Genomic DNA, 22,018 nt, shown 5'->3' with positions numbered 1-22,018 from the left:
GCTCAGGGATTAAGCGGGCTCTTCATCATCCCGAAAGGGGGAGATAATAAGAAAGAATTACTTTTTTCTTTTGAAAGCCTCGCCCTTTAGGGAGGTCAGTCCAGTGTTAAGCCAAACTTCTTCGCCTGCTCTAGTACGTATTCTCTAATTTCTCTTGCTTTTGGCAGTTCTGCCACTATTTCTCCGTTCTCAATTAGCGGCTTTAACAGGGGTTCAACTTTCGCCCCACAAACTGGACACTTTTCAAGCTTTTTCTCTGCTGGAACTCTATGATAGTGCCCTTTCTCACATCTATAGATCTGCTTTCTTCCGCTCAGCTTTCCTCTCTTCGTTAGGGGCTTCCCCTCAACCTCAACAATATCAAGGGAGAAGTCTATGGGCTTTGCGCTCGCTATGCTTCCTCCGACGCCAAAGGCATCTGCGATATCTACAAGCTCTTTAATGCTCTCTTCATCCAGTCCTCCACTTAAAAATATCTTAACGTGCTCATAACCTCTTAAATCTAGTTCCCATCTCACCTCTTCCACTATCCGTTTAAAGTTACCCCTTCTTGAACTTGGTGTATCGAGTCTCACTGCGGCTAGCTTCTCTCCCAAAGCTTCAGCTGCCATTAAAGCCTCCAGCTTTTCATCACAAAGGGTATCAACGAGGGCCACCCTCGGAACCTCTTCTGGCATGATCTCATCAAAATATTTCCATGCCTTTACTTGGTCTCCAACCGTTAGGACTAGTGCATGGGGCATTGTTCCCACGGGGTTTTCTCCGATCATCTCTGCTCCCAAAACGCCGCTGACTCCATCACAACCGCCTATGAAGGCACTTCTATCGATCATCGGTGCTATTGCAGGATGCATGTGTCTTATACCAAAGGAATAGACTGGCTTGAATTTTGCCGCTATTTTGACTCTAAGAGCTGCAGTGGCTATTCCGCTCGCTTGGCTTAGCATTCCAAGCAATGCGGTTTCAAAGATGCCGAATTCTTTGTAATAGCCTTCAATCTGCATTACGGGTTCATATGGGTGGAATATTGTCCCTTCGGGCATAGAGTAAACGTTCACTGGATGTCCTTCCAAGAGCTTCGCCACTTCCTCAACTCCCGCTAAGACCCCCCATTTCCAGCCTTTTGGAAGGGAGGTTGTCGAGATATCAGCAAAAACTTTTTTGTGAATGCCCTTTTCTTCTAGTATTTTCTTGGTTCTGATAAAGTAAACATCAGTGGTTTTTCCTGCTTTTATTTCATCTTCATGTGCTATGTAGAAATCTTTCATTTTCTTCACCCCTAATACCTTTGTTCTCATAAATTTTAGCTTTTTGGTGGACTTTTAAAACTCAAACTCAACTCCGTTTTCATCTCCTTCCCACAAGACAATTTTATGTAGCTTAATATCTCGGGGCAGGCTTTTTCTAACTCTTTCAGCAATCCAGAGGGCGATGTTCTCGGTTGTGGGGTTTTCGAAAAGCTCGTTTAGATTTTTATGCCTTAACGGTGCAACGGCATTGTCCAAAATCTTTCTAAGCTCAAGAAAGTCCATTATGTAGCCCTCTCTTATCTCTCCTTCAATGGAAATTTCGCCTCTGAATGTGTGCCCATGAATCTCTTCAAGTTCCCCATTTATCTTTACCGCATGGGCGGCATCGAAAGTGAACTTTTCTCTAATCCTCGCTCTCATTTTCTCACCGAAAGAGTTTTGGGTTTTGATAGTTAAAACACTTTGGTGATAGTATGGGTTGCGGGATTGAAGTTCCAGCGCAGAGGGTTGTGGCTGGAGGGCTGATGGTTTATGTTAATAAGGAAAGCTTTCTCAAGCTCTTGGAGCTTAAAGAGAATCCTCTTGTAGTAGTTGGAGAACTCTCCTCATCCGGTTTTGGCTTAAGAAGGATTAAAGTTGCAATCATGCCTTTTGAAGGAGCTTTGATCATTTACAGAGGGGAAGTGGAGTTGCCCGAAAAATGTGTAGTGATTAAAGCCTCGGAGATCAGCATGGGCAAGTGATTATGCAATAACAGATATATTTTTATATGCAGAAAATAACTCACCGTAATATTTAAAATTGGCGAGAACTTATAAAGGGCAGCAAGTTAGTTCTTGGGGGTGGTAGAGATGAGATTCACCGTAACCTCTGCATTGCCTTACGCTAATGGACCCATACATGCAGGGCATCTAGCTGGAGCATATCTTCCGGCAGACATATTCGTGCGTTATTTGAGGCTAAAGGGAGAAGATGTTATTTTCATATGTGGAACGGACGAACACGGCACTCCAATAACTTTCAGAGCCTTAAAGGAAGGCAAGAGTCCAAGGGAGATTGTAGATTATTACCACGAGCACATCAAAACAACATTTGAAAGGGCAAAAATAAGCTTTGATTATTTTGGAAGAACGGAGCTTCCTGTCCACTACAGAATAAGTCAGGAGTTCTTCTTGAAGGCCCTTGAGAATGGACACCTTGTTAAAAAAGTTGAAAAGCAGGCTTATTGTGAGCATGATAAGATGTTCCTACCGGATAGATACGTTATCGGTACCTGCCCCTACTGTGGTGCAGAGGATCAGAGAGGGGATCAATGTGAAGTCTGTGGCCATCCCCTTACTCCGGAGAAGCTTATAAATCCAAGGTGTAACATATGTGGAAATCCAATCACCTTCAAAGACTCGGCTCATTACTACATAAAAATGCAGAACTTTCAAGAAAAGCTTAAAGAGTGGGTTTTAAGCCAGAAACACTGGAAGCCAAACGTCAGAAATACAGTCTTGGGATGGATCAATGAAGGGCTAGAGGAGAGGGCAATAACGAGAGACCTTAACTGGGGAATTCCCGTACCTCTTGAAGACGAAGACATCAAAGGAAAAGTTCTTTACGTTTGGTTTGAGGCACCAATAGGCTACATCTCAATAACTGTTGAATACTTTAAGAGGCTTGGAAAAGAGGAAGAATGGAAGAAATACTGGCTTAGTGGATACGATGGCGAGACAAGAATAGTTCACTTCATAGGAAAGGACAACGTTCCCTTCCATGCCATATTCTGGCCAGCATTCCTGATGGCTTATGGCAAGTATAAAGATGAAAAGGGTGAGTTTGACTGGCTTCTGCCTTACGACATTCCCGCGAACGAGTATCTAAACTTAGAGGGCAGAAAGTTTTCAACTAGCAGAAATTGGGCTATATGGGTGCATGAGTTCCTTGATGCATTTCCCGCGGACTACCTGAGATACTACCTAACCGCCATAATGCCGGAAACAAGGGATAGTGATTTCAGCTTTAGTGACTTCAAGAAGAAAATTAACGAAGAGCTCGTGAACAATCTCGGAAACTTTGTGCACAGGGCGCTGACTTTTGTTAACAGGTATTTTGATGGGAAGGTTCCAGAAATCGGAGAACTTGACGAGCTTGATAAGAGAGCGTTTGATGAGATAGAGAAAGCTTTTGCAGAGGTTGGCGAGTTGATATCAAAGTATCAGTTCAAAGAAGCCCTTAAAAGAGTAATGGCGCTTGCAATATTTGGCAACCAGTACTTTGATTATCAGAAGCCTTGGAAGACGGCTAAAACCGACAGAGTTAGGACTGGAACAACCGTAAACGTATCTCTCCAAATCGTTAAGGCATTGGGTGTTCTCCTTGAACCTTTCCTTCCAGACGCAAGTGAAAAGATATGGCATCTCCTAAACCTTGAAGAAGTTAAGAAATGGAAGTTTGAGCCCCTTAAAGCAGGACACAGGGTCAGAAGGGCTGAGGTCCTCTTTAGAAAAGTTACAGATGAGGACATTATAGCTTACATAGTGAAGTACATAGGCAGGGGCAATCCAGAAAGCGCTAGAATTTTGCTTGACAAGTATTATAAGGTGGAAGATGTTGTTAAAGTTGCAAAAGAAAGACTTGGAGATGAGGCGGAGGTAATTCTGAGAAGAATTTATGGAGAGAAAACAATGAAGTCAAAAGAAAAGCAGAAGGAGGAGATAAAGATGAGCTATGTAAAGTTTGATGAATTTGCTAGGCTTGATATAAGAATTGGAAAAATAACCAGCGTTGAGGATCATCCGAATGCTGACAAGCTTTATGTTGTCAAGGTCGATCTTGGAAATGAAGTTAGGCAGCTTGTGGCAGGTTTAAAAGCATACTACAAAAAAGAGGAGCTCCTTAACAAGTACGTGGCAGTTATTACGAACTTAGAGCCAAAGAAGCTTAGAGGAATTGAGAGCCAGGGAATGCTTTTGGCAGCGGATGACGGAGAAACTGTTGCCCTGTTAACCCCGGAAAAAGAGGTAAAATTGGGAGCAAAGGTTCGTTAAGGTTTTAATTCTACCCAGTTTTCTTTTCTTCCTTTGATTATCTTGACAAGCCCCTGCCTTTCGAGACGCTTGAACATTCTCCATGCTGTGGTTTTAGGTATCCCCAAGGCAGTTCTTACCTCTGCTTGGCTTGCCCTGCCTCCCTTCTCCAGTATGTAGAGTAAAGCCCTCTTTTCATCTTCATTTAAGTTAAGACTCTCAAGTTTTTTCAAAAATTCCTCTCTGTTTACGTGGACCTCTTCCTTTGGAGCCTCTCTTTTTCTCTTTCTTATTGTCAAAAAGCCAGAAACAGCTACTATCGAGACTACCAAAAATGTTAGAACTGGAAGATAAAGGTCTTTTTTGTCCTCTTCAGCTGCAAATTCAAGAATATAGGAGATACTTTGGTTTCCGGGGGGCATTGTAATTACATTGGAGGCTATTTTGAGGGGAAGCCCGGATAAATCAACTACAACGGCATTTTCAGGAAGGATAACGTCAAAGGGGTATTCCATTGAAACGTTGATCGTCCACACTAGGCCCTCTTTGTACGTCAGATCGGGAGTATAGTAGGACACATCGACTAGCTGAGCATTTTCTACGTAAATGATAAGCGATTCATTGTAAACTTCGAAATTAAGGGGATTACCGTTTTCATCAACAACTTCCACACCTTCGTAGTTTTTCCCCAGAAGTGGTAGGCTAATTTGAGAGGTGTATTCATCTGGAATCAGCTGGTAATGGACCTTAACATACCCATCGGTGTAGATTGTCAGCTCCACCTCTGAAACTGTAAATTGAGCACTAACGATGGGAAGGAGAATAAGAAGGCTTATTAAAGCAAGGGCACGTTTCACTTCTGCACCCCCTAAGAGTTGGCCTTTATGAACTCTTCTACCTCTGCGAGAAGCCTTTCGGCTCTCTGGATATGAATGATAGCGTTGCCAATATCGTTCTTTTTTAATGAAACAATCGCTGCAGAAAGCTCATTGATGGCTCCTTTGAGCTGTACCTCGGCTCTCGTTGTATTTACTCCCTTCCTCTTTAGAATTGCAATTGCAGTTGCATCCTTTTTTGTCCTTTCTCTAAGCTCTTCCAAAGTTTCTTTTATGTTTGTATTCCCTCTTCTAACTCTTTCTATTGTCCTAAGGAACTTCTGTATTTGGTATGAATTCTCTCTGATTACTCCAAGTGCTTCAATCCATTTTCCTTCTTTTGCTAAGCTCTCGACTTTCAGGTAGATACTTTTTATCCTTTCTATGCTCTGCTCGGCCCCCTCCACTTCCATGCCTCTTGCTTTTGCGTTTTCTATCATTATCTCAGCAACTGCAATGCTCTGGTTGGTCTTTGTCAAAAAAGAATTGACAATTTTTTCAGCATTCCTCAAAGCGAGTTCTCTGAACACTTTTTCTAATTCTTTATTGAGCTCAGCTCTTTTCGTTCTAGCGGTTTCCATGTTTCTTTTTGCATCGTCAAATCTCTTTGCTTTTAAGTCTTCGATGACCCTTCTATAAGCATCTTTGGTCTCCTTGTAGGCTTTTATCAGTCTCTCTGTGTTTACTCCTTTACTTTCGGCTACTTTTATGACTTTCTCTATATAGGAGAGGTACACAATAGTCCTTTCAGCTTCCACATTCATTTGCTCTTTTAACATTTCTGTGCTTTCCGTTTCGTTTAACCCTCTGAGAACCTCTTTATAGTATTTCATAGCCAATAGGGCATCTTGAAGTGCCTTTTCATATTCTCCATTCTGGTATTCTAGGGAAGCTTTTTCTTTGAGCTCTTCGGCTTTTTTGTAATTCTCTAAAGCATTCTGGGGCAGCTCGTTCTTTATGGGGTTTATCCTTGATTCTACAAATTCACTGAGTTTGGTCAGCTGAGTTATTAGCTCTCCAGCTATACTCTCGCTGCTCTGCTCTTCCAAATATTGGCCGTTGCTCTGGTTTTGGGCAATGCTAATGGGGATTAGCCCACCTATTAAAACAAGGATGATCCCAAGAGCACTGAACTTCATCATTCTCACCATCGTTAATATGATTTTTGACCTACTTTAGGAACCCGGTGAAACGAAGGTTTCAAACTGTTTCAAGGCTCTTTTCTAATTTGGGCTAGGAGTTAATAAATTTAAGGGCTAGATTAACATTTTAACTCCGATCGAAATGAGTATAAGAGCGAACCACCGTTTTAGTCTCTCTGGGTGCAAAGTGTGGGCACTTCTTGCTCCCAAATATGCTCCTATTATTAACCCCGGAGCCAAGAGAAGTGCAGTTTCTATGCTTACATTCCCTGCCTTGAAATGTCCATAGGTTCCAGCTAAAGCTGTGAAAAAGAGTGCCACACTAGATGTCCCGATGGAGTATCTGACAGGCATATCGACGAGAACATGGAAAAGAGGGACATTTAGAATTCCTCCGCTTATTCCGAGCAGACCGGATACAAAGCCTGAAAGTACACCTACTATAGGAACATTCTTGTAGTTTATTTTGAGGCTTCTCTCATGGTGAGATTTCGCAGGGGTTGTTGTCATCTTATATGCTAGGTAAAACAACAGTATTGAGAATATTCCTCTTAGATGGGATTCGTGTAAAAATGCTGTCATATGGGCTCCAATTAATGCGGCTGGCATTGAAAATGCCTCTTTAATTGCTACCACCTTAAAAAGAACCGTTTTCTTTCTAATGTGGGTATAAGCGGAGGCAAAAGAGCTAATTGCTATGCAGGCAAGACTTGTTCCGATTGCAGTATGAATGGGAAGTCCAATAAAGGTAAGCGTTGGAACTATAAGAAACCCACCACCAACTCCGAAAAGTCCCGCTATTGTTCCTATTGCAACCCCAAGGATGAAATCGAGGAGATAGTCAATCATGAAAAAAAGTTCGCAAAATCACTTTAAATCTCTTTTTCCATAAAAAGTTAATAACAAAACTCAAGGAACAGGGTACCCGAGTCCTTTGAGGATCATTCTGAGGGCTAAGAATGCCATCACAACAGCGAAAGCTTTTGTTAGATTGCTGGCTTTAGTTCTTTTTGCTATCTTTGCCCCTAACTGGGCGCCAACTATTAGTCCCGGTACCAGTAGTATTAGCCATTCGACTTCAACATTTCCCAACATATAATGTTTCAAAGCCCCACTTGTGGCCGTAAACACTATGGCAAAGCTTGAAGTTGCTACGGCATAGTGTATTGGCAGTCCCATATAGGTTAGAAAGGGGACGTTTATTGCTCCACCGCCTATTCCAAGCAATCCGCTAGCTATCCCAGCTATGAATCCTCCTAACGGCACTATTTTATAATCCAGCTGTATCTGGTTTAAATCCACCTCATGTGGCTCTTTGCTCTTTTTACGGTAAAGCCTTATTGCCACGAGAAAAAGAACCACACCAAAGATAACTTTTAGCTGGCTCGCACTTATATAGCTCGTCATCCATGCTCCTATGTATGCCCCTATTACTGCAGTGCTTGCCAAAAGAAGGCCTGCTTTGTAGTGTATCCTTCTCTGCCTGTGGTAGGCTATGGCAGAACTTAGGGAGGTAAAAACAACCGCAGCGCTTGAGGTTCCAACTGCGTGATGAATTTCAACTCCTAAGAGGTTTAGAGTAGGCACAATCAAAAAACCTCCCCCTAAGCCGAAGAGAGCGGCCAATATACCTATGAAGATTCCAACACCAAAATATCCAATATATTTAAGCAAAAAACCACCTCCATTATTCAAGCTCAAACACGAGGGCCTCTACTAGTTTTATTAGAGCTTTGAGGTCATCTAAGTGGAGCATCTCCGTTTCGCTGTGAAGGTACTTTATGGGTACACTTAAAGCCAGAGTCTGGCTCTTTACTTCAAAAACTGATGCATCAGTTCCTCCCCCTGTAACTCCGATCTGTATTGGAATGTGGTTCTTTTTTGCTATTTCGAGGGCCTTTCTTGCTAGAGAAGGTGTATAGATTGCTGAATTATCAACGGCTCTTATCACCGCACCTTTCCCGAGTCTTACATCTCCCGTAAGGAAAGAGCAGCATGCAAACGAATCGACAGCTATGGCATACTTTGGTGAATAGCTGTTTGCCAGAAACTTGGCCCCCTTGAGTCCTATTTCTTCTTGAACTGTAAAGGCAAAGATATACTTTCCATCTAACTCATGATCAACGAGGTCTTTTATAGCCTCCACAAGAGCAACAACACCAAATCTGTCATCTAAGGAACGTGTTGCGATGTATCTGTTGTTTAAGATGCCGAAGTGCTTTTTGAATACCGCAAAGTCTAGAACCTTTACTCCCATCTCCTCGGCTTCTTCCTTTGATTCTGCTCCAATGTCTATTTCAAGGCTGTGCCAAGGGATGGTATCAAACTTTCTTTCAAGGTTGAGATGAACTGGAGTAACACCTATAACTCCATCCAGCTCTCCTTTTTCTGTTATCACCCTTACATGTCTCCCCAAAAGAAGTCTGTCGTCTATTCCTCCGATTTTTCTGAACTTTAGTTTTCCGTCCCTCGTTATTCCGGTTATTAGGAGTCCAATTTCATCCATATGTGCCATGAAAACAGCCTTTTCTTCACCTTCCCCAAGCTCCACGATGAGGTTTCCAATTGTATCAACCTTGTAGTCAGCATAATCCTTTATCCATTCGATAATCTTGTTCCTTATCCTATCTTCATATCCCGAAATACCGGGAAGTTGGGTTATCTCTTTAAGTTCTTCCACAATCATTTCCTCCACCGAAAAAATAGATGGAAGTAAACTACTTAAAGTTTTTTGATAGCGTTAAGATTTGTGTTTTAACGGCTTCCTCACTAAACTTTAAAAACCCCGAGGGGATTATTTATAAAGGGTTTTTAAACCCAGTGGAGGTGTAGGCCTTGGTTGATATGAGCAATGTTGAACTTAGGATAGAGAACATAGTAGCCTCTGTGGATCTTTTTGCTTCTCTTGATCTCGAAAAAGTGATAGAAATCTGTCCGCACTCGAAGTATAACCCGGAGGAGTTTCCAGGGATAATATGCCGCTTCGATGAACCTAAGGTGGCTCTTCTTGTATTTAGCTCCGGTAAGCTCGTGGTAACAGGGGCAAAGAGCGTTGAAGACATTCAGGCAGCGGTTTCAAAGCTTGTCGAAATGCTATCAAAGATCGGAACTAAATTCAGCAGAGCGCCAGAAATAGATATCCAAAACATGGTGTTTAGCGGCGATCTTAAGATGGAGTTTAATCTCGATGCTGTTGCTCTTGTGCTGCCCAATTGTGAGTATGAGCCTGAACAGTTCCCTGGTGTTATCTATCGTGTTAAGGATCCAAAGGCTGTTATTCTCCTCTTTAGCTCCGGAAAAATCGTGTGCAGTGGGGCAAAGAGTGAACATGATGCCTGGGAAGCTGTTAAAAAGCTCCTTCATGAGCTTGAAAAATACGGCCTCATTGAGGAGGAAGCTTAATTTTCCTTTAACTTTTCTCAAGTGATTGTTATGAAGATTCTCTACTCCGAGGTTTTTAAGGCCCACAGAGCTGAAGCGTATCATCCTGAAAATCCAAAAAGGCTTGAACTTGCAGTGGAAGCTCTGAAGACACGTGGGCTCTGGGAAAATCCTGAGGAGCCTCCCGAGGCAGAGGTGAAAGAGATATTGAAGGTTCATTCTCCAGAATACGTTGAAGAGATAAGGCAGCTTTCGGAGAGGGGAGTAACTTACATTGACCCGGACACTTATGTTTCCAAGGGTACTTGGAAAGCCGCTCTTAAGGCTTTTGGAGCTGCTCTCCAAGCAGCAAAGCTCGCAATAAAAGAAAAGGATTTCTATCTCGCATTGGTCAGGCCTCCGGGGCACCATGCAGGGAGGAGTGGGAAAGCATTCAGTGCACCAACTCTTGGCTTCTGCATATTCAATAATGCCGCCAGAGCAGCATCGCTTTTAAAGGAAAAGCTTGGTAGAGCAATCATTATAGATTTTGATGTTCACCACGGCAATGGGACCCAAGAGATATTCTGGAAGGATGGAAGTGTCATTCATATAGACATCCATGAGGATGGAATTTACCCGGGGAGTGGTAGAGTTTACGATGTTGGAGGTGAAGGAGCGGAAGGGAGCAAGATAAACATCCCGATGCCTCATTATTCCAAAGATGATGACTACATCTTTGCTTGGAGAGAAGTAGTGATCCCTATTCTGGAAAACATCGAACCAAAAGTGGTCGTAGTTTCGGCTGGTTTTGATGCCTTTAAAGACGATGGCCTTGCAACAATGGAGCTGACCGAGAAGTTTTATTACTTTGCCGGGGCTTCTCTTTCAAAGTTTAGTTTGGTTGTTGTTTTAGAGGGAGGGTATGGTGTGGGCTTAAAGAGGGGTCTTCCAGCTTTTACAAGCGGATATCTTGCTGGAAAAGCTGATATTGAGAAAATCTTCCCAAGTGAGAGAGTGATAGAAAAGATAAAGGAAGTCAAAGAGGTTCAAAGCAGCTGGTGGGAGCTTTAAAGCCTCAATATCTCTTTTGCAGCCTTTATTCCGAGGTCAAAGGCCTTCATGTTCATCTCTACAGCTTTTGGAGGAACGCTTATCTTTATAACCTCTCTAACGTGCTCTGCATCGAGTGGAAACTCTGGAATTTGTGTTAAAGCTCCAATTAGGACTGTGTTGGTCGTAACAACGTGTCCTGCTTTTTCCGCGAGCTCTTCTGCATTAAACCCAATCCATTTCGCCTTGAAGTCCTCCTCGAAAACTTTTCTGATCTCATTCAAGCTTGGATAACTCGCAAGCCCCATTGAGACCTGCACTGGAACGATTGGCTTTGTGTTAACTACTACCATTCCACCCTCTTTGAGATAATTAACGTACCTTAGAGCCTCGACAGGTTCAAAGGAAAGCATAACATCGGCTTTTCCTTCTGGAACCATTGAACCGTAAACGTCTTCTCCAAACCGCACATAGCTTATGACTGATCCAAAACGTTGGCTCATTCCGTGAACTTCACCTAACCTTACCTTGTATCCCGCTCTTAAGGCAGCCCAGCCAAGAATGTTTGCTGCTGTTAAAACTCCCTGACCGCCAACTCCAGTGATGACAATATTATACTCTCTCATTGCTCTCCCTCCTCTTTTACGGGCTCAAAAGCCCCAAATGGACAGACCTGAGCACAACCTCCACATCCCCAGCACATTGTGGGCTCAACTCTCGCTTGTCTCTTCTCTTCATCCCAGTAAATTGCTGGACAGCCGTAAGCGTTTATACATACCCTACATCCTGTACACTTCTCTTCGTTTACCTGGTAGATCGGCCACCTTTCTCCTCTTCTTCTCATTTGTCCTACCTTGTAGAGGGCACACACTTGCCTTGATACCACAACGCTGACCCCTTCAACTTCTAGGGCTTTCTTTATAGTCTCATAAGTTGTTTTTATGTCGTATGGGTCGACCACAGCTACGAAGTCAGCCCCCATGGCTTTTGCAACATCCTCTATTGGAATTCTCTTACCCATGCCGTGGGGCGTCTGTCCAGTGCTTGGGTTCGGCTGATCACCAGTCATTGCAGTAACAAGGTTATCGAGAACAACTATGAGCACGTTTGAGCGGTTGTAGATTGCGTTTGCCAAAGCCGGTAGTCCCGTGTGGTAGAATGTTGAATCACCAATTGTGGCAACGATTACCTGCTTTTCAGGGTTTCTCTGCTCCTCACTTAGGCTTCCGTTCTGGGCTATGCTTAATCCATGAGCAATTCCAATTGAAGCACCCATTGCAACGGTTGTATCAACAGTTTGGAGCGGCGGGAGCAATCCTAGGGTATAACACCCTATGTCGCTTGGATAGATTGCTTTTGCCCTTGTGGCTTTCTTTATTGCGTAAAAGCTGTTTCTGTGGGGGCATGCTGGACACAGTGAGGGAGGTCTTGGGGGTAGGAGAGGCTTAACCTTTTCGTACTTTGCATCGAGCTCTTCGAAGTTTATCGGCGTGTTAACTCCAAGGAACTTCGCTATGGCTGTTACAGCTCTCCTCGTTGTCATCTCATAAACTCTAGGCACGAGATCTTTGCCGTGAATTGGGATTGTGAGTCCTTTATCGTAAGCCCAAGTTTTAACCTGCTCCTCAACTACTGGCTCAAGCTCCTCCACGATAAGAACCTTTTCAAGTCCCTCAAAGAACTTCTCCAACAGTCCATAGGGAACGGGGAACGGTGTTCCAAGTTTGAGAATCTTGACATCATCAATGCCAAGCCAAGCGAGAGCTTCTTTCACATAGGCGTAGCTTAATCCTGGGGCAATTATACCGATCTTGGCGTCTTCTTTGCCTTCTATCCAATTGAATGGGCAGTTGTTGAGTTCCTCTCTTATTTTCTCAATCTTCTCAAGGATTATTGGATGGAATTTCCTTGCGTTAGATGGTACATCGACAAATCTGCTTGGATCTTTTTTGAACTTTCCAAACTTTCTCTTTCCTTGCTTTATTTCCTCTGGAAGTTCCCCTAGGACTACATCTCCTCTCGCGTGTGAGGTTCTTGTGGTTGTTCTTAAAATTACAAAGTGTTTAAACTTCTCGCTGAGTTCAAAAGCATACTTTGTCATCTCCTTTGCCTCGTGCGGATCGCTCGGCTCAAGGACGGGAACGTTGGCGAACTTTGCATAAATCCTCGTATCCTGTTCATTTTGTGAAGACCACATGCTTGGATCATCTGCCACCATTATGACAAATCCACCCTCGACACCCATTCCAACAGCGCTTAAGAAGGTGTCAGCGGCAACGTTTAAACCCACGTGCTTCATTGCAGTCATTGCCCTAAGACCACTCCAAGCTGCGGCTAAAGCGGTCTCAAAGGCAACTTTTTCATTTGTGGAATACTCCATGTAAACCCCGGCTTTTTTGCTTACAACTGCCATTGTATCGGTGAGCTCCGAGCTTGGCGTTCCAGGATAAGCGGCATAAACCGCTATGTTTGCTTCCAAAGCTCCCCTAGCTATTGCTTGGTTTCCTAAAAGCAGAACCCTTTCCCCAGGTTTGTCCCATAATACAATATCACTAACTTTAGCCATTTACACCACCCTCATTCTTTAACAATACCCTTCGCCTTAGCAAATTCCACCAGCGCATAAGCCGCTACCCCAACGTCTTCAGGTCTTTCATAAGTTGGAATTCCCTCTTTTTCAAGAAGTTCCTTGGCTTTCTCGCTAACATATCCGGCCATAAAGAGTGCTAAAACGGGTTTTCCATTGTTAACCTCTTTTACCGCTCTTATAACTCCTTCTGCGTGCTCTGTTGGAGTCATCCCTGCAAAAGTTGGCACAACACAAATACTGATGAGCATATCAACGTTTTCATCCTCTAAAAGGAGCTTTGCGGTCTTGTAATACTCTTCTCCCCTGGCTGAGGCTATCATATCCACCGGGTTTTTAACGGCGGCCATTGGAGGCAAGAACTCCCTTAGCTTTGCCATTGTTTCTTCCTTTAGATTGGCTAGCTTTAATCCTCTTTTGTCTATCTCGTCAGCCGTTAAAACCCCTGGACCGCCTGCATTGGTCATTATTGCGATTCTCTTTCCTTTCGGCAGCGGCTGTGTGAATGCCCTTGCCATGCTCAACATTTCGTCTATAGTGTTTGCAACCAAAATCCCGCTCTGCTTAAATGCAGCTTCATAAATAGCGTAACTTCCAGCTAGAGAACCTGTATGGGATGAGGCAGCCCTTGCACCACTCTCGCTTTTTCCAGCTTTTAGAGCTATTATTGGCTTCTTCTTGCTGACCTTTTTTGCAACCTCCATGAATCTCCTTCCGTCTTTTATGCCTTCTATATAAAGGGCGATAGCTTTGCTGTTTTCATCTTCAGCCAAATACTCCATTAGGTCGGCAAAGTCAACATCGCTCATGTTCCCGACGCTTATGAACTTAGAAAAGCCGATGTCTTCTTTGATAGTCTTATAGACTATCCCTGCTCCCAAGGCTCCGCTTTGGGATATGAAAGCAACGCTGCCCTTCTTGGCATTCATTATAAACGTTGCATTGAGGTTGCTGTGAGTGTCCATTACACCTACACAGTTAGGCCCTATGATTCTCATTCCGTATTTGTGGGCTATTTCAACGAGCTCTCTCTCTTCTTTCTTGCCTTCTTCTCCCGTCTCCCCGAATCCGGCTGTGATAATTATGACGCCTTTCACGCCTTTTTCTCCGCAGTCAATCAGGGCTTGCTTGACAAATCTTTTGGGTACAACTATGACGGCTAGGTCTATCTCATCTGGAATGTCCTTGACGTTCTTGTACGCTTTAACTCCTTGAACGACTTCATCTTTTATATTTACTGGATATACATTTCCTTTGTACTCTTTAAGGTTTTTAAAGACTTCATAACCGAGTTTCAGAGGGTCATTGGATGCTCCCAACACTGCAACGTTTCTTGGAGTGAAGAAATAATCGAGCATTTTTACAATCACCGAGTTTCATATCGGTAAAAGTCTATATAAGCTTTCCGAGAAAGCGCAGTTAGGCAATCTTGGCCATAAAAAAGCACAAATTAGTCTTTGATGAGCATAAAACGGCATGAATGCATTATCACTTTGAGTAATATATTATGAAAGACCTCAGCTAACCCTCTTCTCATCATCATCAGAGTGGCTAACGCTCATCATCGGCTAACATTTTTTAAAGAATAGGAAGTTAAAAGGTTTGGGATGATGTGCGTTTACCGGTCTGATCAGTGATGAGATCGGCACTGTCTGATCTTTATTCTCTTTTTTCGAGGAGTTCATGTTCAACTAATGCCACAATATCATTATGGATATCCTCGACAGGGGCTAAGGCGTTTATAATTCTTATCTCCTCAAACTTCTCGGCAAGCTTTAGGTAGTTTTCTCTCACTTTTTTCTGGAGTTCCACGATCTTATCAAACTCTGATCTGATGCTTCTACCATTTATGCGTTTTATACTCTCCTTAACTGGCAGGTCAAGAAGGATTACGAGGTCTGCTCTTGGAGCAAAGGCATTTAAATTTATAAGCCACTCCAAGTCGAGACCCCTAGCCCATTGATAAGCTAGGGAAGAGTAGAAATACCTATCTGATATAACCACCTTTCCAGCTTTTAAGGAAGGCTCTATGAGTTTTTTAACGTGCTCGGCTCTATCTGCAGCAAAAAGTAGTGCCTCCGCTTCTTTGCTTATTCGTGCGCCATCGATTATTCCCTCTTTTCCTCCCGTCAGTACAAGTCTTCTTATTAGCTTTCCAAAAGCAGTATCTGTGGGTTCTTTGGTGAGAACAACTTCATATCCCTTATTTTCAAACCACTTCGCAAGCATTTTAGCTTGAGTTGATTTTCCTGCTCCGTCAATTCCTTCTAGGACAATGAACATACTCATAAATACACCTCCAAAGTTGCAACTTACCTGATCCTTTTCTTTTTAATGTTTTTCGCTTTTTGTATTTCTTCTTAGGGTTGAATTCAAAGAGTTTTCTTCATATAATCTAAGAGCTTCCACATGCTTCCAAATTCTTTTTCTTCTCCCTCTTTGTGAAATTCCACATACCCATTTGGCTTAAAGCGAAGTCCGAAGGCATAATCTCCTTTTTTGAGCTTTTGAAGGTAGACTTCCTTGGGTTTTGGAGGCAAATAGCTGGTCATCATGTCGTTTAGAAGCTCCACTTCAAACCCAAAGTGTTCATTTAATCTGGGGAAGAAGAGCACTGCTGGGGTATTCATGCAATCCACCAATGCAGTTCCTTCTATCTTAAAGTTATAGTGTCTGAAAATATCCTGCAGAAAGTCGTCCAGAGCGTTCGGATAATAAACAGTCGCTCCTATATCGTTAGGATGTGCCTCTATAAACTTCTTACTCTCCAGTATGGCCTTTATTTCATCGGGATCAAAGCCGCTAATTTCCACCCTCACTCCGTTGTGATAGTAAACATATACCAAGGGTAGGCCTCTCTTATGAGCGAAATCTTTGAGGGCTATTAGCGGAATAAGCCTGACATCCATAGTTGCTGCCCCAGTACTTACAATTCCCACTACAAGTGCCCTCTTTCCATACCTTGAGATTGCCCTTCCGTCCCGTCCTACAACTATGGTTCCCTGCCCTACGGTTCCTATTGCTCTACCAAGCAGAGCGAGCTCTTCTGGATTGAATTCTTCGGATTTGTAAATTTCCATCATAATCACCTCAATCAGGAAGTATTATACTTTCTTTTCCAATTCTTGACTCAGTCCAGATTTTTACATTTGCACCAATCTTTGTGAAGTCCTCAATTACGGAGTTATCTCCGATAACACTACCGCTTTCAATAATTACACCCTTTCCGATGTAAACATTCTCCCCAATTATCGCTTCGTAGATCTCTGCCCCTTCTTCGATAGTTACATTAGAGAATATTACCGACCGTTCTATTTTAACGTTTCTGCCTATTTTAACGTTATCGCCCAGTACGGCAAATCCTCTTATGCTCGGATTTCTGATTTGACACCTCCTCCCGCTGTAAAGGGAGCCCCCATATTCCAGGTTTCCTTTTAGGGATGCCGTTCTTAATTGGGGAAGCTTCAGCCTTCCTAAGAATACGTCCTCGGTTGCTTGAAGGTAGCTTGATGGTCTTCCCACGTCGTTCCAGTATTCCTTAAACGGAAAACCGTAGAGAGGCAGCTTCTCTTCGAGCATTTTGGGAAACAAATTGAGTGAAAAATCAAAGTTTTCTCCTTTGGGTACTAGATCGAATGTCTCTGGTTCGAAGACGTAGATACCTGCATTTACAAGGTTGCTAAATGCTTCCTCTGGCTTTGGTTTTTCCTTGAACCTTATTATCCTGTTCTCTGAGTCTACAATCGCTATCCCATACTGGGTGGGATCCTCAACCTGCGAGAGAGCTATTGTGGCTAGGGCTTTCTTTTTCTTGTGGTACTCATAGAGAGCTCTAATGTTTAAATTAGTGAGAACATCACTTGAAGCAACTATAAACGTGTCCTCTATTTTGTCCACAACCTTTTTTGTTGCCCCTGCGGTTCCGAGCTTTATGTTTTCTCCATTAGAATAGTGAATCTCAACCCCAAAATCACTTCCGTCTCCAAAATACTCCATAATTCTCTCTTTGAGATATCCTACGAGTACGAATATTTCCTCTACCCCTGCTTCTACTAAAGCCCTAACCATGTACTCCATCATGGGTTTGTTGAAAAATGGAATCATTGGTTTGGGGCGGTAGACGGTTAGAGGGAGCAATCTTGTGCCTTTTCCGCCCGCTAGAATCACTGCTTGCATATAACTGCCACCATAAAGTTTAGGGATTTCCCGGTTAATATAATTTATGGTGGTTTTTATTGGAAATCTTTTTAATTTGTCATTATGACAATTTTTACGGTGGTGTAAATGAACCCTTTGGAATATCTCAAAAACAGACTTGATCCGGAACAGTTTGAAAAAATTAAGGTAATTGACAATCCAGAACTTCATGAATTTTTGGCAAAATACATTGATCTTTTGAATCCTGCAAAAGTTTTTGTTTGCACAGATTCGAAAGAAGACGAGGACTACGTAAGAAGAAAAGCCATTGAGTACGGAGAAGAGAAGCCCCTCGCAATAGAGGGACATACTGTCCACTACGATGGCTATTACGATCAAGCTAGAGACAAAGCGAGGACTAAAATCCTGGTTCCTAAGGGGGTGGAGATTCCGTTCGTAAATACAATGGACAGGGAAGAGGGACTTAAGGAAATTCATGAAATCATGCGGGATATCGCAAAGGGCAAGGAGCTGTTTGTATGCTTCTTTGTTCTTGGACCCAAGAACTCGATATTCACGATTCCTGCTGTTCAGCTCACTGATTCTGCATATGTTGCTCATAGTGAGTTCATTCTTTACAGAAAAGGTTACGAGGAGTTTAAGCGCTTGGGTAGGGAAGCGAAGTTTTTGAAGTTTGTCCATTCTGCAGGAGAACTTGATGAAAGAAAGACCAGCAAGAACATAGATAAGAGAAGGATTTACATTGACCTTGAGGGGGAAACAGTTTATTCAGCGAACACACAGTACGGTGGAAACACAATAGGGCTCAAAAAACTCGCCTTTAGGCTTACAATTAGAAGAGCTGTTCAAGAGGGGTGGTTAAGTGAGCACATGTTTCTTATGCGCGTGAACGGCCCTAATGGGAGAAAAACTTATTTCACAGGGGCTTATCCTTCGATGTGTGGTAAAACCTCAACCGCTATGCTTTCATGGGAGAACATAGTGGGTGATGACCTCACGTTCATAGTTGACATGAAAGGAGAAGCTAGAGGAGCCAACGTCGAGAAGGGTGTTTTTGGGATAATCCAGGGAGTCAATCAAGAGGATGATCCTATAATATGGCAGGTTCTTCATTCACCGAATGAAATAATCTTCTCAAACGTGCTCGTTAAAGATGGAAAACCCTACTGGAATGACATGGGAATTCCGATTCCGGATGAGGGAGAGAATCACAGCGGAAAATGGTGGAGAGGAAAGAGAGATGCTGAGGGCAACGAAATCCCACCGAGTCACAAAAATGCTCGCTTTACAGTTAGCTTGGAAGCTTTTCCAAACATTGATTTAGAAGCCCTCGAGGCCCCATGTGGGGTTAGGATTGGCGGCATGATATTTGGTGGCAGAGATGCCGACACATGGCCTCCGGTAAGGGAAGCCTTTAACTGGGCACATGGAGTAATTACCATGGGAGCGGCATTGGAGAGCGAAACAACCGCAGCTACTCTTGGAAAGGAAGGAGTGAGGGCATTCAATCCAATGGCCATTTTGGATTTCCTGAGCGTTCACATTGGTGACTATCTTAGGAACTACCTTGAATTCGAGAAGAAGCTGAGAATTAAGCCGAAGATATTTGCCGTTAACTACTTCCTAAGAGATAAGGATGGCAAGTGGCTGAACCACAAGCTTGACAAGGCAGTGTGGCTCAAGTGGATGGAGCTCAGAGTTCACGGGGACGTTGATGCAATAAAAACTCCCGTTGGATACATTCCAAAATACGAAGACTTAAAGAGGCTTTTTAAGGAGGTTCTTAACAAAGATTACAGCAAGGAGGACTATGAGAAGCAGTTTACAATCAGGGTTCCTGAGTTTTTGGCGAAGATAGAGAGGATTGAAAAGATTTACAGGGATGTTGGCAACGTCCCAGAAGAGCTCTTTAAGATTTTGGAGGAAGAAAGACAAAGACTATTAGAAGCAAAAGAGAAATATGGGCCTTATATATCCCCATTACAGTTAGAAAAACATTAGTACGCAAGAAAAAACTTCTTTTCTCTCTTTTTTCTTCAGTTGGACTTACCAAAACCTTTTTATATAACTTTTTGGAGATTTACTTGACAAAAAGCAGAGATAATAGGGAGGGAGCAGAAATGAGGGGGGAGGAACATGAAAAACCTCCAAGTGGTGCTTGGAAGGGAGCTTTCAGAGAAATTCAGAGAGGCGTTAATAGCAGTTCCAGCGTTAATAGCTTGTCTCCTTATGGACTTCTTCGCTGGGGCATTCTTAGGTAGATTTTTTGAAAAAATTATGCTGAGCTATCCAGTTATATTTGTAATTCTCCCGGGTCTTATGGGGCTGAGAGGCAACATTTTCGGTGCAATGGCTTCTCGTTTTACTACAATGCTTCACCTCGGTGAGATGGAGCCAAAGCTGAGAGATAAAAATGTTGTGAAAAACATTTTCTTGAGTATTCTCTTATCCCTCCTCCCTGTTATCGTGCTGTGGATTGTGGGAGTTCTTAAAGTGGGAAACGCCATATCCGGAGTGATTGTGCTTTTAATAGTGCTAACTTCGACTATTTTCGTAAGCTTGATAATGGGTTATGCAACAGCACTTGCTACGGTGTTCCCCTTTAAGAAGGGTATTGACCCGGACACAGTGGCGGCACCTTTGGTAACTTCCGCTGGAGATCTCGTCACAATGCCTTTTTTGGTGTTCTTTATTCTCCTTTATGAAGAGATTCCCCATATTTTTGATAGCTTGGTAGTTTTAGCGCTTTTGCTTTTGCTAGTCATGTTTGTCAAAACAAAATTTGAAAGTGAAGAGAAGCGCATGATTAGAGAAATTTTGGGAATTATTGGAGCTTTAGCATTGCTCTCAAGCATCTCGGGAGGATTGCTCGAATCTTACAGCGAAATCATCTATGCGTCTGTTGTATTCAGCGTTATGTATCCCGCAATACTTGGCACTGCTGGAAACTATGGATCAATTATTGGAGCAAAAACCTCAACAAAGCTTCATCTTGGAGAAATAGATGGTTTTCTTAACAGGGATTCTATACTAGAGATTTTTGTGTACTTTGTAACCAGCTTTTTCATAGCAGTTCTAATGAACCTAGTGGCAATAGGTGTGGTAAAACTAAGCTTAGGAAAAAGTGTGGGGTTGGTTTTTCCGTTTATCTTTCTTTACCCCCTCCTAGTCCTGTTTAACATGTTCATTGGATATTTCCTCGCAATAATCTTTGATAGGCTTGGTCTGGATCCCGATAACGCCACCGTTCCTACGATAACAACTTTAGCGGATATCTTTTCAACACTCTTCACTGTGGGTGTTGCCCATCTGATTGTCTAGGTGAAGAAAACCTTAAAAGAAAATGGAGTATGAGATAAAAACGGGGAGGACAAAGGGATGGAAGAGTTTGAGGAGTTTGAGTATCAGCCTAAGAGCGTTAAAGAAATTTTCATAGAGATGAAAAACATTGTTGAGCTCATGGTCGATCTCGCTTATACAGCAATCCTCTTCGGAGATAAGGAGATAGCCGAGGAAGTGCTCGATCTCGAGGAGAGAATGGATCTTCTTAATTATCATTTAATGACCCACGCTGTTTTGGCAGCAAGAAACCCAAAGGAAGCGGAGCAGATAACCTCCGTTCTGCAAATGGCCAACTCAATAGAGGATATCTCAAACGCCGCTGGAGACCTTGCAAAGATGGTTCTTGAGGGAGTTGAGCTTCACCCAGTTATTACAGAGGCAATTATGGAAAGCGAGGAAGTAATAGCAAAGGTCCCAGTCTCTGCAGATTCTGTTATTGTTGGAAAAACACTTGGGGAGCTTGATTTGGCCACAAACACTGGAGTTTGGATAATAGCGGTGAAAAGGGGTAAGAGATGGATCTTTGCCCCGGATAAGGACTTCAAGATAAAGCCGGGAGACATTTTGATAGGGAGGGGAACTCACACATCTGTTGAGCACCTTAAAGAGATTGCGAGAGGAATTATCAGGGTGGTTGGTGATGAAAGAGCTTGAAGAGATAAAAGATTGCCTCATAGAAATGAAAAATCTTTCTTCTCTTATGGTTGACCTTGCCTTTTCCTCTGTCATGTACGACAGCGAAGACATAGCCGATGAGGTTTATATTCTGGAAGAAAAAATGGACGAGCTTACATTAAAAGTTAAAAAACTTGCTTTGAGGGCTGCCAAACATGAAGAAAATCCCGAGAAGTTGCTAAGTATAATTGAAATGGCTACAATAAATGAACAGATAAGCGATTCCGCTTATGAGATAGCCGACCTTGTTCTCAGGGATGTTGAGCCTCATCCTATAATAAGGAAGATAATGCACGATGTTGATGAAGAAATAGGACGCATAAAGGTGAACAAGGGATCAATACTGATAGGGCAACCCCTAAAGCAGCTTAAGCTTCCAACTAAAGTGGGTGTAAGGCTGATAGCAATAAAGAGGGGAGGGAGATATATTTACAACCCCTCCAAGGATGAGAAAATTGAAGAGGGGGACATATTAATAGCTGTAGGCTCGGGAATTGACCGCCTGAGAGAGCTCTCCAATGAAAAAGGGGAGGAAGGGGAATTCATAGAAGAGGAGGAATGA

General features: G+C 42.9%; 21 protein-coding genes. 8 read left to right on the top strand and 13 right to left on the bottom strand.

The features are described from left to right. Nucleotides 1–95: 95 nt before the first annotated feature. Nucleotides 96–1,268, bottom strand: a complete 1,173-nt coding sequence (locus ACZ5NL_RS05110) for a nicotinate phosphoribosyltransferase (RefSeq protein ID WP_464843275.1) — start codon at nt 1,266–1,268, stop codon at nt 96–98. A gap of 54 nt (nt 1,269–1,322) precedes the next feature. Then, nucleotides 1,323–1,670 (bottom strand): 6-pyruvoyl trahydropterin synthase family protein, encoded by a 348-nt coding sequence (locus ACZ5NL_RS05105; RefSeq protein ID WP_464843273.1) that lies wholly within the window; start codon nt 1,668–1,670, stop codon nt 1,323–1,325. Nucleotides 1,671–1,723: 53 nt separating this feature from the next. Here ACZ5NL_RS05105 and ACZ5NL_RS05100 point away from each other — a divergent pair, with 53 nt between their 5' ends. Both ACZ5NL_RS05100 and metG read left to right on the top strand, forming a co-directional pair. Then, nucleotides 1,724–1,993: a hypothetical protein gene (locus ACZ5NL_RS05100; protein WP_464843272.1), complete on the top strand. Its 270-nt coding sequence runs from the start codon at nt 1,724–1,726 to the stop codon at nt 1,991–1,993. A 108-nt stretch (nt 1,994–2,101) separates the two neighbouring features. After that, complete coding sequence (gene metG / locus ACZ5NL_RS05095) at nt 2,102–4,285, top strand: methionine--tRNA ligase (protein WP_464843271.1); 2,184 nt, start codon at nt 2,102–2,104, stop codon at nt 4,283–4,285. Here the strand turns inward: metG and ACZ5NL_RS05090 are convergent. From ACZ5NL_RS05090 to ACZ5NL_RS05070, 5 genes are all read right to left on the bottom strand, one after another. Further along, nucleotides 4,282–5,121, bottom strand: a complete 840-nt coding sequence (locus tag ACZ5NL_RS05090; protein ID WP_464843270.1) for a helix-turn-helix transcriptional regulator — start codon at nt 5,119–5,121, stop codon at nt 4,282–4,284. The genes metG and ACZ5NL_RS05090 overlap by 4 nt on opposite strands. A gap of 11 nt (nt 5,122–5,132) precedes the next feature. After that, nucleotides 5,133–6,278, bottom strand: a complete 1,146-nt coding sequence (locus ACZ5NL_RS05085; RefSeq protein ID WP_464843269.1) for a hypothetical protein — start codon at nt 6,276–6,278, stop codon at nt 5,133–5,135. 117 nt (nt 6,279–6,395) lie between these two features. Next, nucleotides 6,396–7,130, bottom strand: a complete 735-nt coding sequence (locus ACZ5NL_RS05080; protein ID WP_464843267.1) for a sulfite exporter TauE/SafE family protein — start codon at nt 7,128–7,130, stop codon at nt 6,396–6,398. A gap of 60 nt (nt 7,131–7,190) precedes the next feature. Next, nucleotides 7,191–7,955 (bottom strand): sulfite exporter TauE/SafE family protein, encoded by a 765-nt coding sequence (locus tag ACZ5NL_RS05075; protein WP_464843265.1) that lies wholly within the window; start codon nt 7,953–7,955, stop codon nt 7,191–7,193. A 13-nt stretch (nt 7,956–7,968) separates the two neighbouring features. Then, nucleotides 7,969–8,967, bottom strand: coding sequence for a M20/M25/M40 family metallo-hydrolase (locus ACZ5NL_RS05070; protein ID WP_464843323.1), 999 nt, complete (start codon nt 8,965–8,967; stop codon nt 7,969–7,971). 149 nt (nt 8,968–9,116) lie between these two features. Here ACZ5NL_RS05070 and ACZ5NL_RS05065 point away from each other — a divergent pair, with 149 nt between their 5' ends. Then, a complete protein-coding gene (locus ACZ5NL_RS05065; RefSeq protein ID WP_464843264.1) occupies nt 9,117–9,683 on the top strand; it encodes a TATA-box-binding protein in 567 nt (188 codons plus the stop codon). Between the two features lie 30 nt (nt 9,684–9,713). Continuing rightward, nucleotides 9,714–10,715, top strand: coding sequence for a histone deacetylase family protein (locus tag ACZ5NL_RS05060; protein ID WP_464843262.1), 1,002 nt, complete (start codon nt 9,714–9,716; stop codon nt 10,713–10,715). Here ACZ5NL_RS05060 and ACZ5NL_RS05055 read toward each other — a convergent pair. The 6 genes from ACZ5NL_RS05055 to ACZ5NL_RS05030 all read right to left on the bottom strand — a co-directional run bounded on the left by ACZ5NL_RS05055 (nt 10,712) and on the right by ACZ5NL_RS05030 (nt 17,457). Beyond that, complete coding sequence (locus ACZ5NL_RS05055) at nt 10,712–11,320, bottom strand: indolepyruvate oxidoreductase subunit beta (protein WP_464843260.1); 609 nt, start codon at nt 11,318–11,320, stop codon at nt 10,712–10,714. The genes ACZ5NL_RS05060 and ACZ5NL_RS05055 overlap by 4 nt on opposite strands. Then, nucleotides 11,317–13,260 (bottom strand): indolepyruvate ferredoxin oxidoreductase subunit alpha, encoded by a 1,944-nt coding sequence (gene iorA, locus ACZ5NL_RS05050; RefSeq protein WP_464843258.1) that lies wholly within the window; start codon nt 13,258–13,260, stop codon nt 11,317–11,319. Before iorA ends, ACZ5NL_RS05055 begins: the two co-directional genes overlap by 4 nt. A gap of 11 nt (nt 13,261–13,271) precedes the next feature. Continuing rightward, on the bottom strand, nt 13,272–14,639 hold the full coding sequence (gene acs / locus ACZ5NL_RS05045; protein WP_464843322.1) for an acetate--CoA ligase alpha subunit: 1,368 nt from the start codon (nt 14,637–14,639) through the stop codon (nt 13,272–13,274). 301 nt (nt 14,640–14,940) lie between these two features. Beyond that, the gene (gene tmk, locus ACZ5NL_RS05040) at nt 14,941–15,570 is read right to left on the bottom strand and encodes a dTMP kinase (protein WP_464843256.1); all 630 of its coding nucleotides are present in this window, start codon (nt 15,568–15,570) and stop codon (nt 14,941–14,943) included. 83 nt (nt 15,571–15,653) lie between these two features. Continuing rightward, the gene (locus tag ACZ5NL_RS05035; RefSeq protein WP_464843255.1) at nt 15,654–16,361 is read right to left on the bottom strand and encodes a phospho-sugar mutase; all 708 of its coding nucleotides are present in this window, start codon (nt 16,359–16,361) and stop codon (nt 15,654–15,656) included. Between the two features lie 10 nt (nt 16,362–16,371). Continuing rightward, on the bottom strand, nt 16,372–17,457 hold the full coding sequence (locus ACZ5NL_RS05030) for a sugar phosphate nucleotidyltransferase (RefSeq protein ID WP_464843253.1): 1,086 nt from the start codon (nt 17,455–17,457) through the stop codon (nt 16,372–16,374). A 108-nt stretch (nt 17,458–17,565) separates the two neighbouring features. Here ACZ5NL_RS05030 and ACZ5NL_RS05025 point away from each other — a divergent pair, with 108 nt between their 5' ends. The 4 genes from ACZ5NL_RS05025 (at nt 17,566) to ACZ5NL_RS05010 (ending at nt 22,018) form a co-directional block, all read left to right on the top strand. Continuing rightward, a complete protein-coding gene (locus tag ACZ5NL_RS05025) occupies nt 17,566–19,440 on the top strand; it encodes a phosphoenolpyruvate carboxykinase (GTP) (protein WP_464843252.1) in 1,875 nt (624 codons plus the stop codon). 135 nt (nt 19,441–19,575) lie between these two features. Continuing rightward, nucleotides 19,576–20,760 (top strand): magnesium transporter, encoded by a 1,185-nt coding sequence (locus ACZ5NL_RS05020; protein WP_464843251.1) that lies wholly within the window; start codon nt 19,576–19,578, stop codon nt 20,758–20,760. 57 nt (nt 20,761–20,817) lie between these two features. Beyond that, complete coding sequence (locus tag ACZ5NL_RS05015) at nt 20,818–21,435, top strand: potassium channel family protein (protein ID WP_004068213.1); 618 nt, start codon at nt 20,818–20,820, stop codon at nt 21,433–21,435. Continuing rightward, entirely contained in the window at nt 21,422–22,018 is a 597-nt protein-coding gene (locus ACZ5NL_RS05010) for a potassium channel family protein (RefSeq protein ID WP_464843249.1), read from the top strand. The genes ACZ5NL_RS05015 and ACZ5NL_RS05010 overlap by 14 nt, the downstream gene beginning before the upstream one ends.

The organism is Thermococcus aegaeus (genome assembly GCF_055393685.1).
The sequence above is the reverse complement of the archived record's forward strand: the minus strand, read 5'-3'. Positions and strand labels throughout refer to the sequence as shown.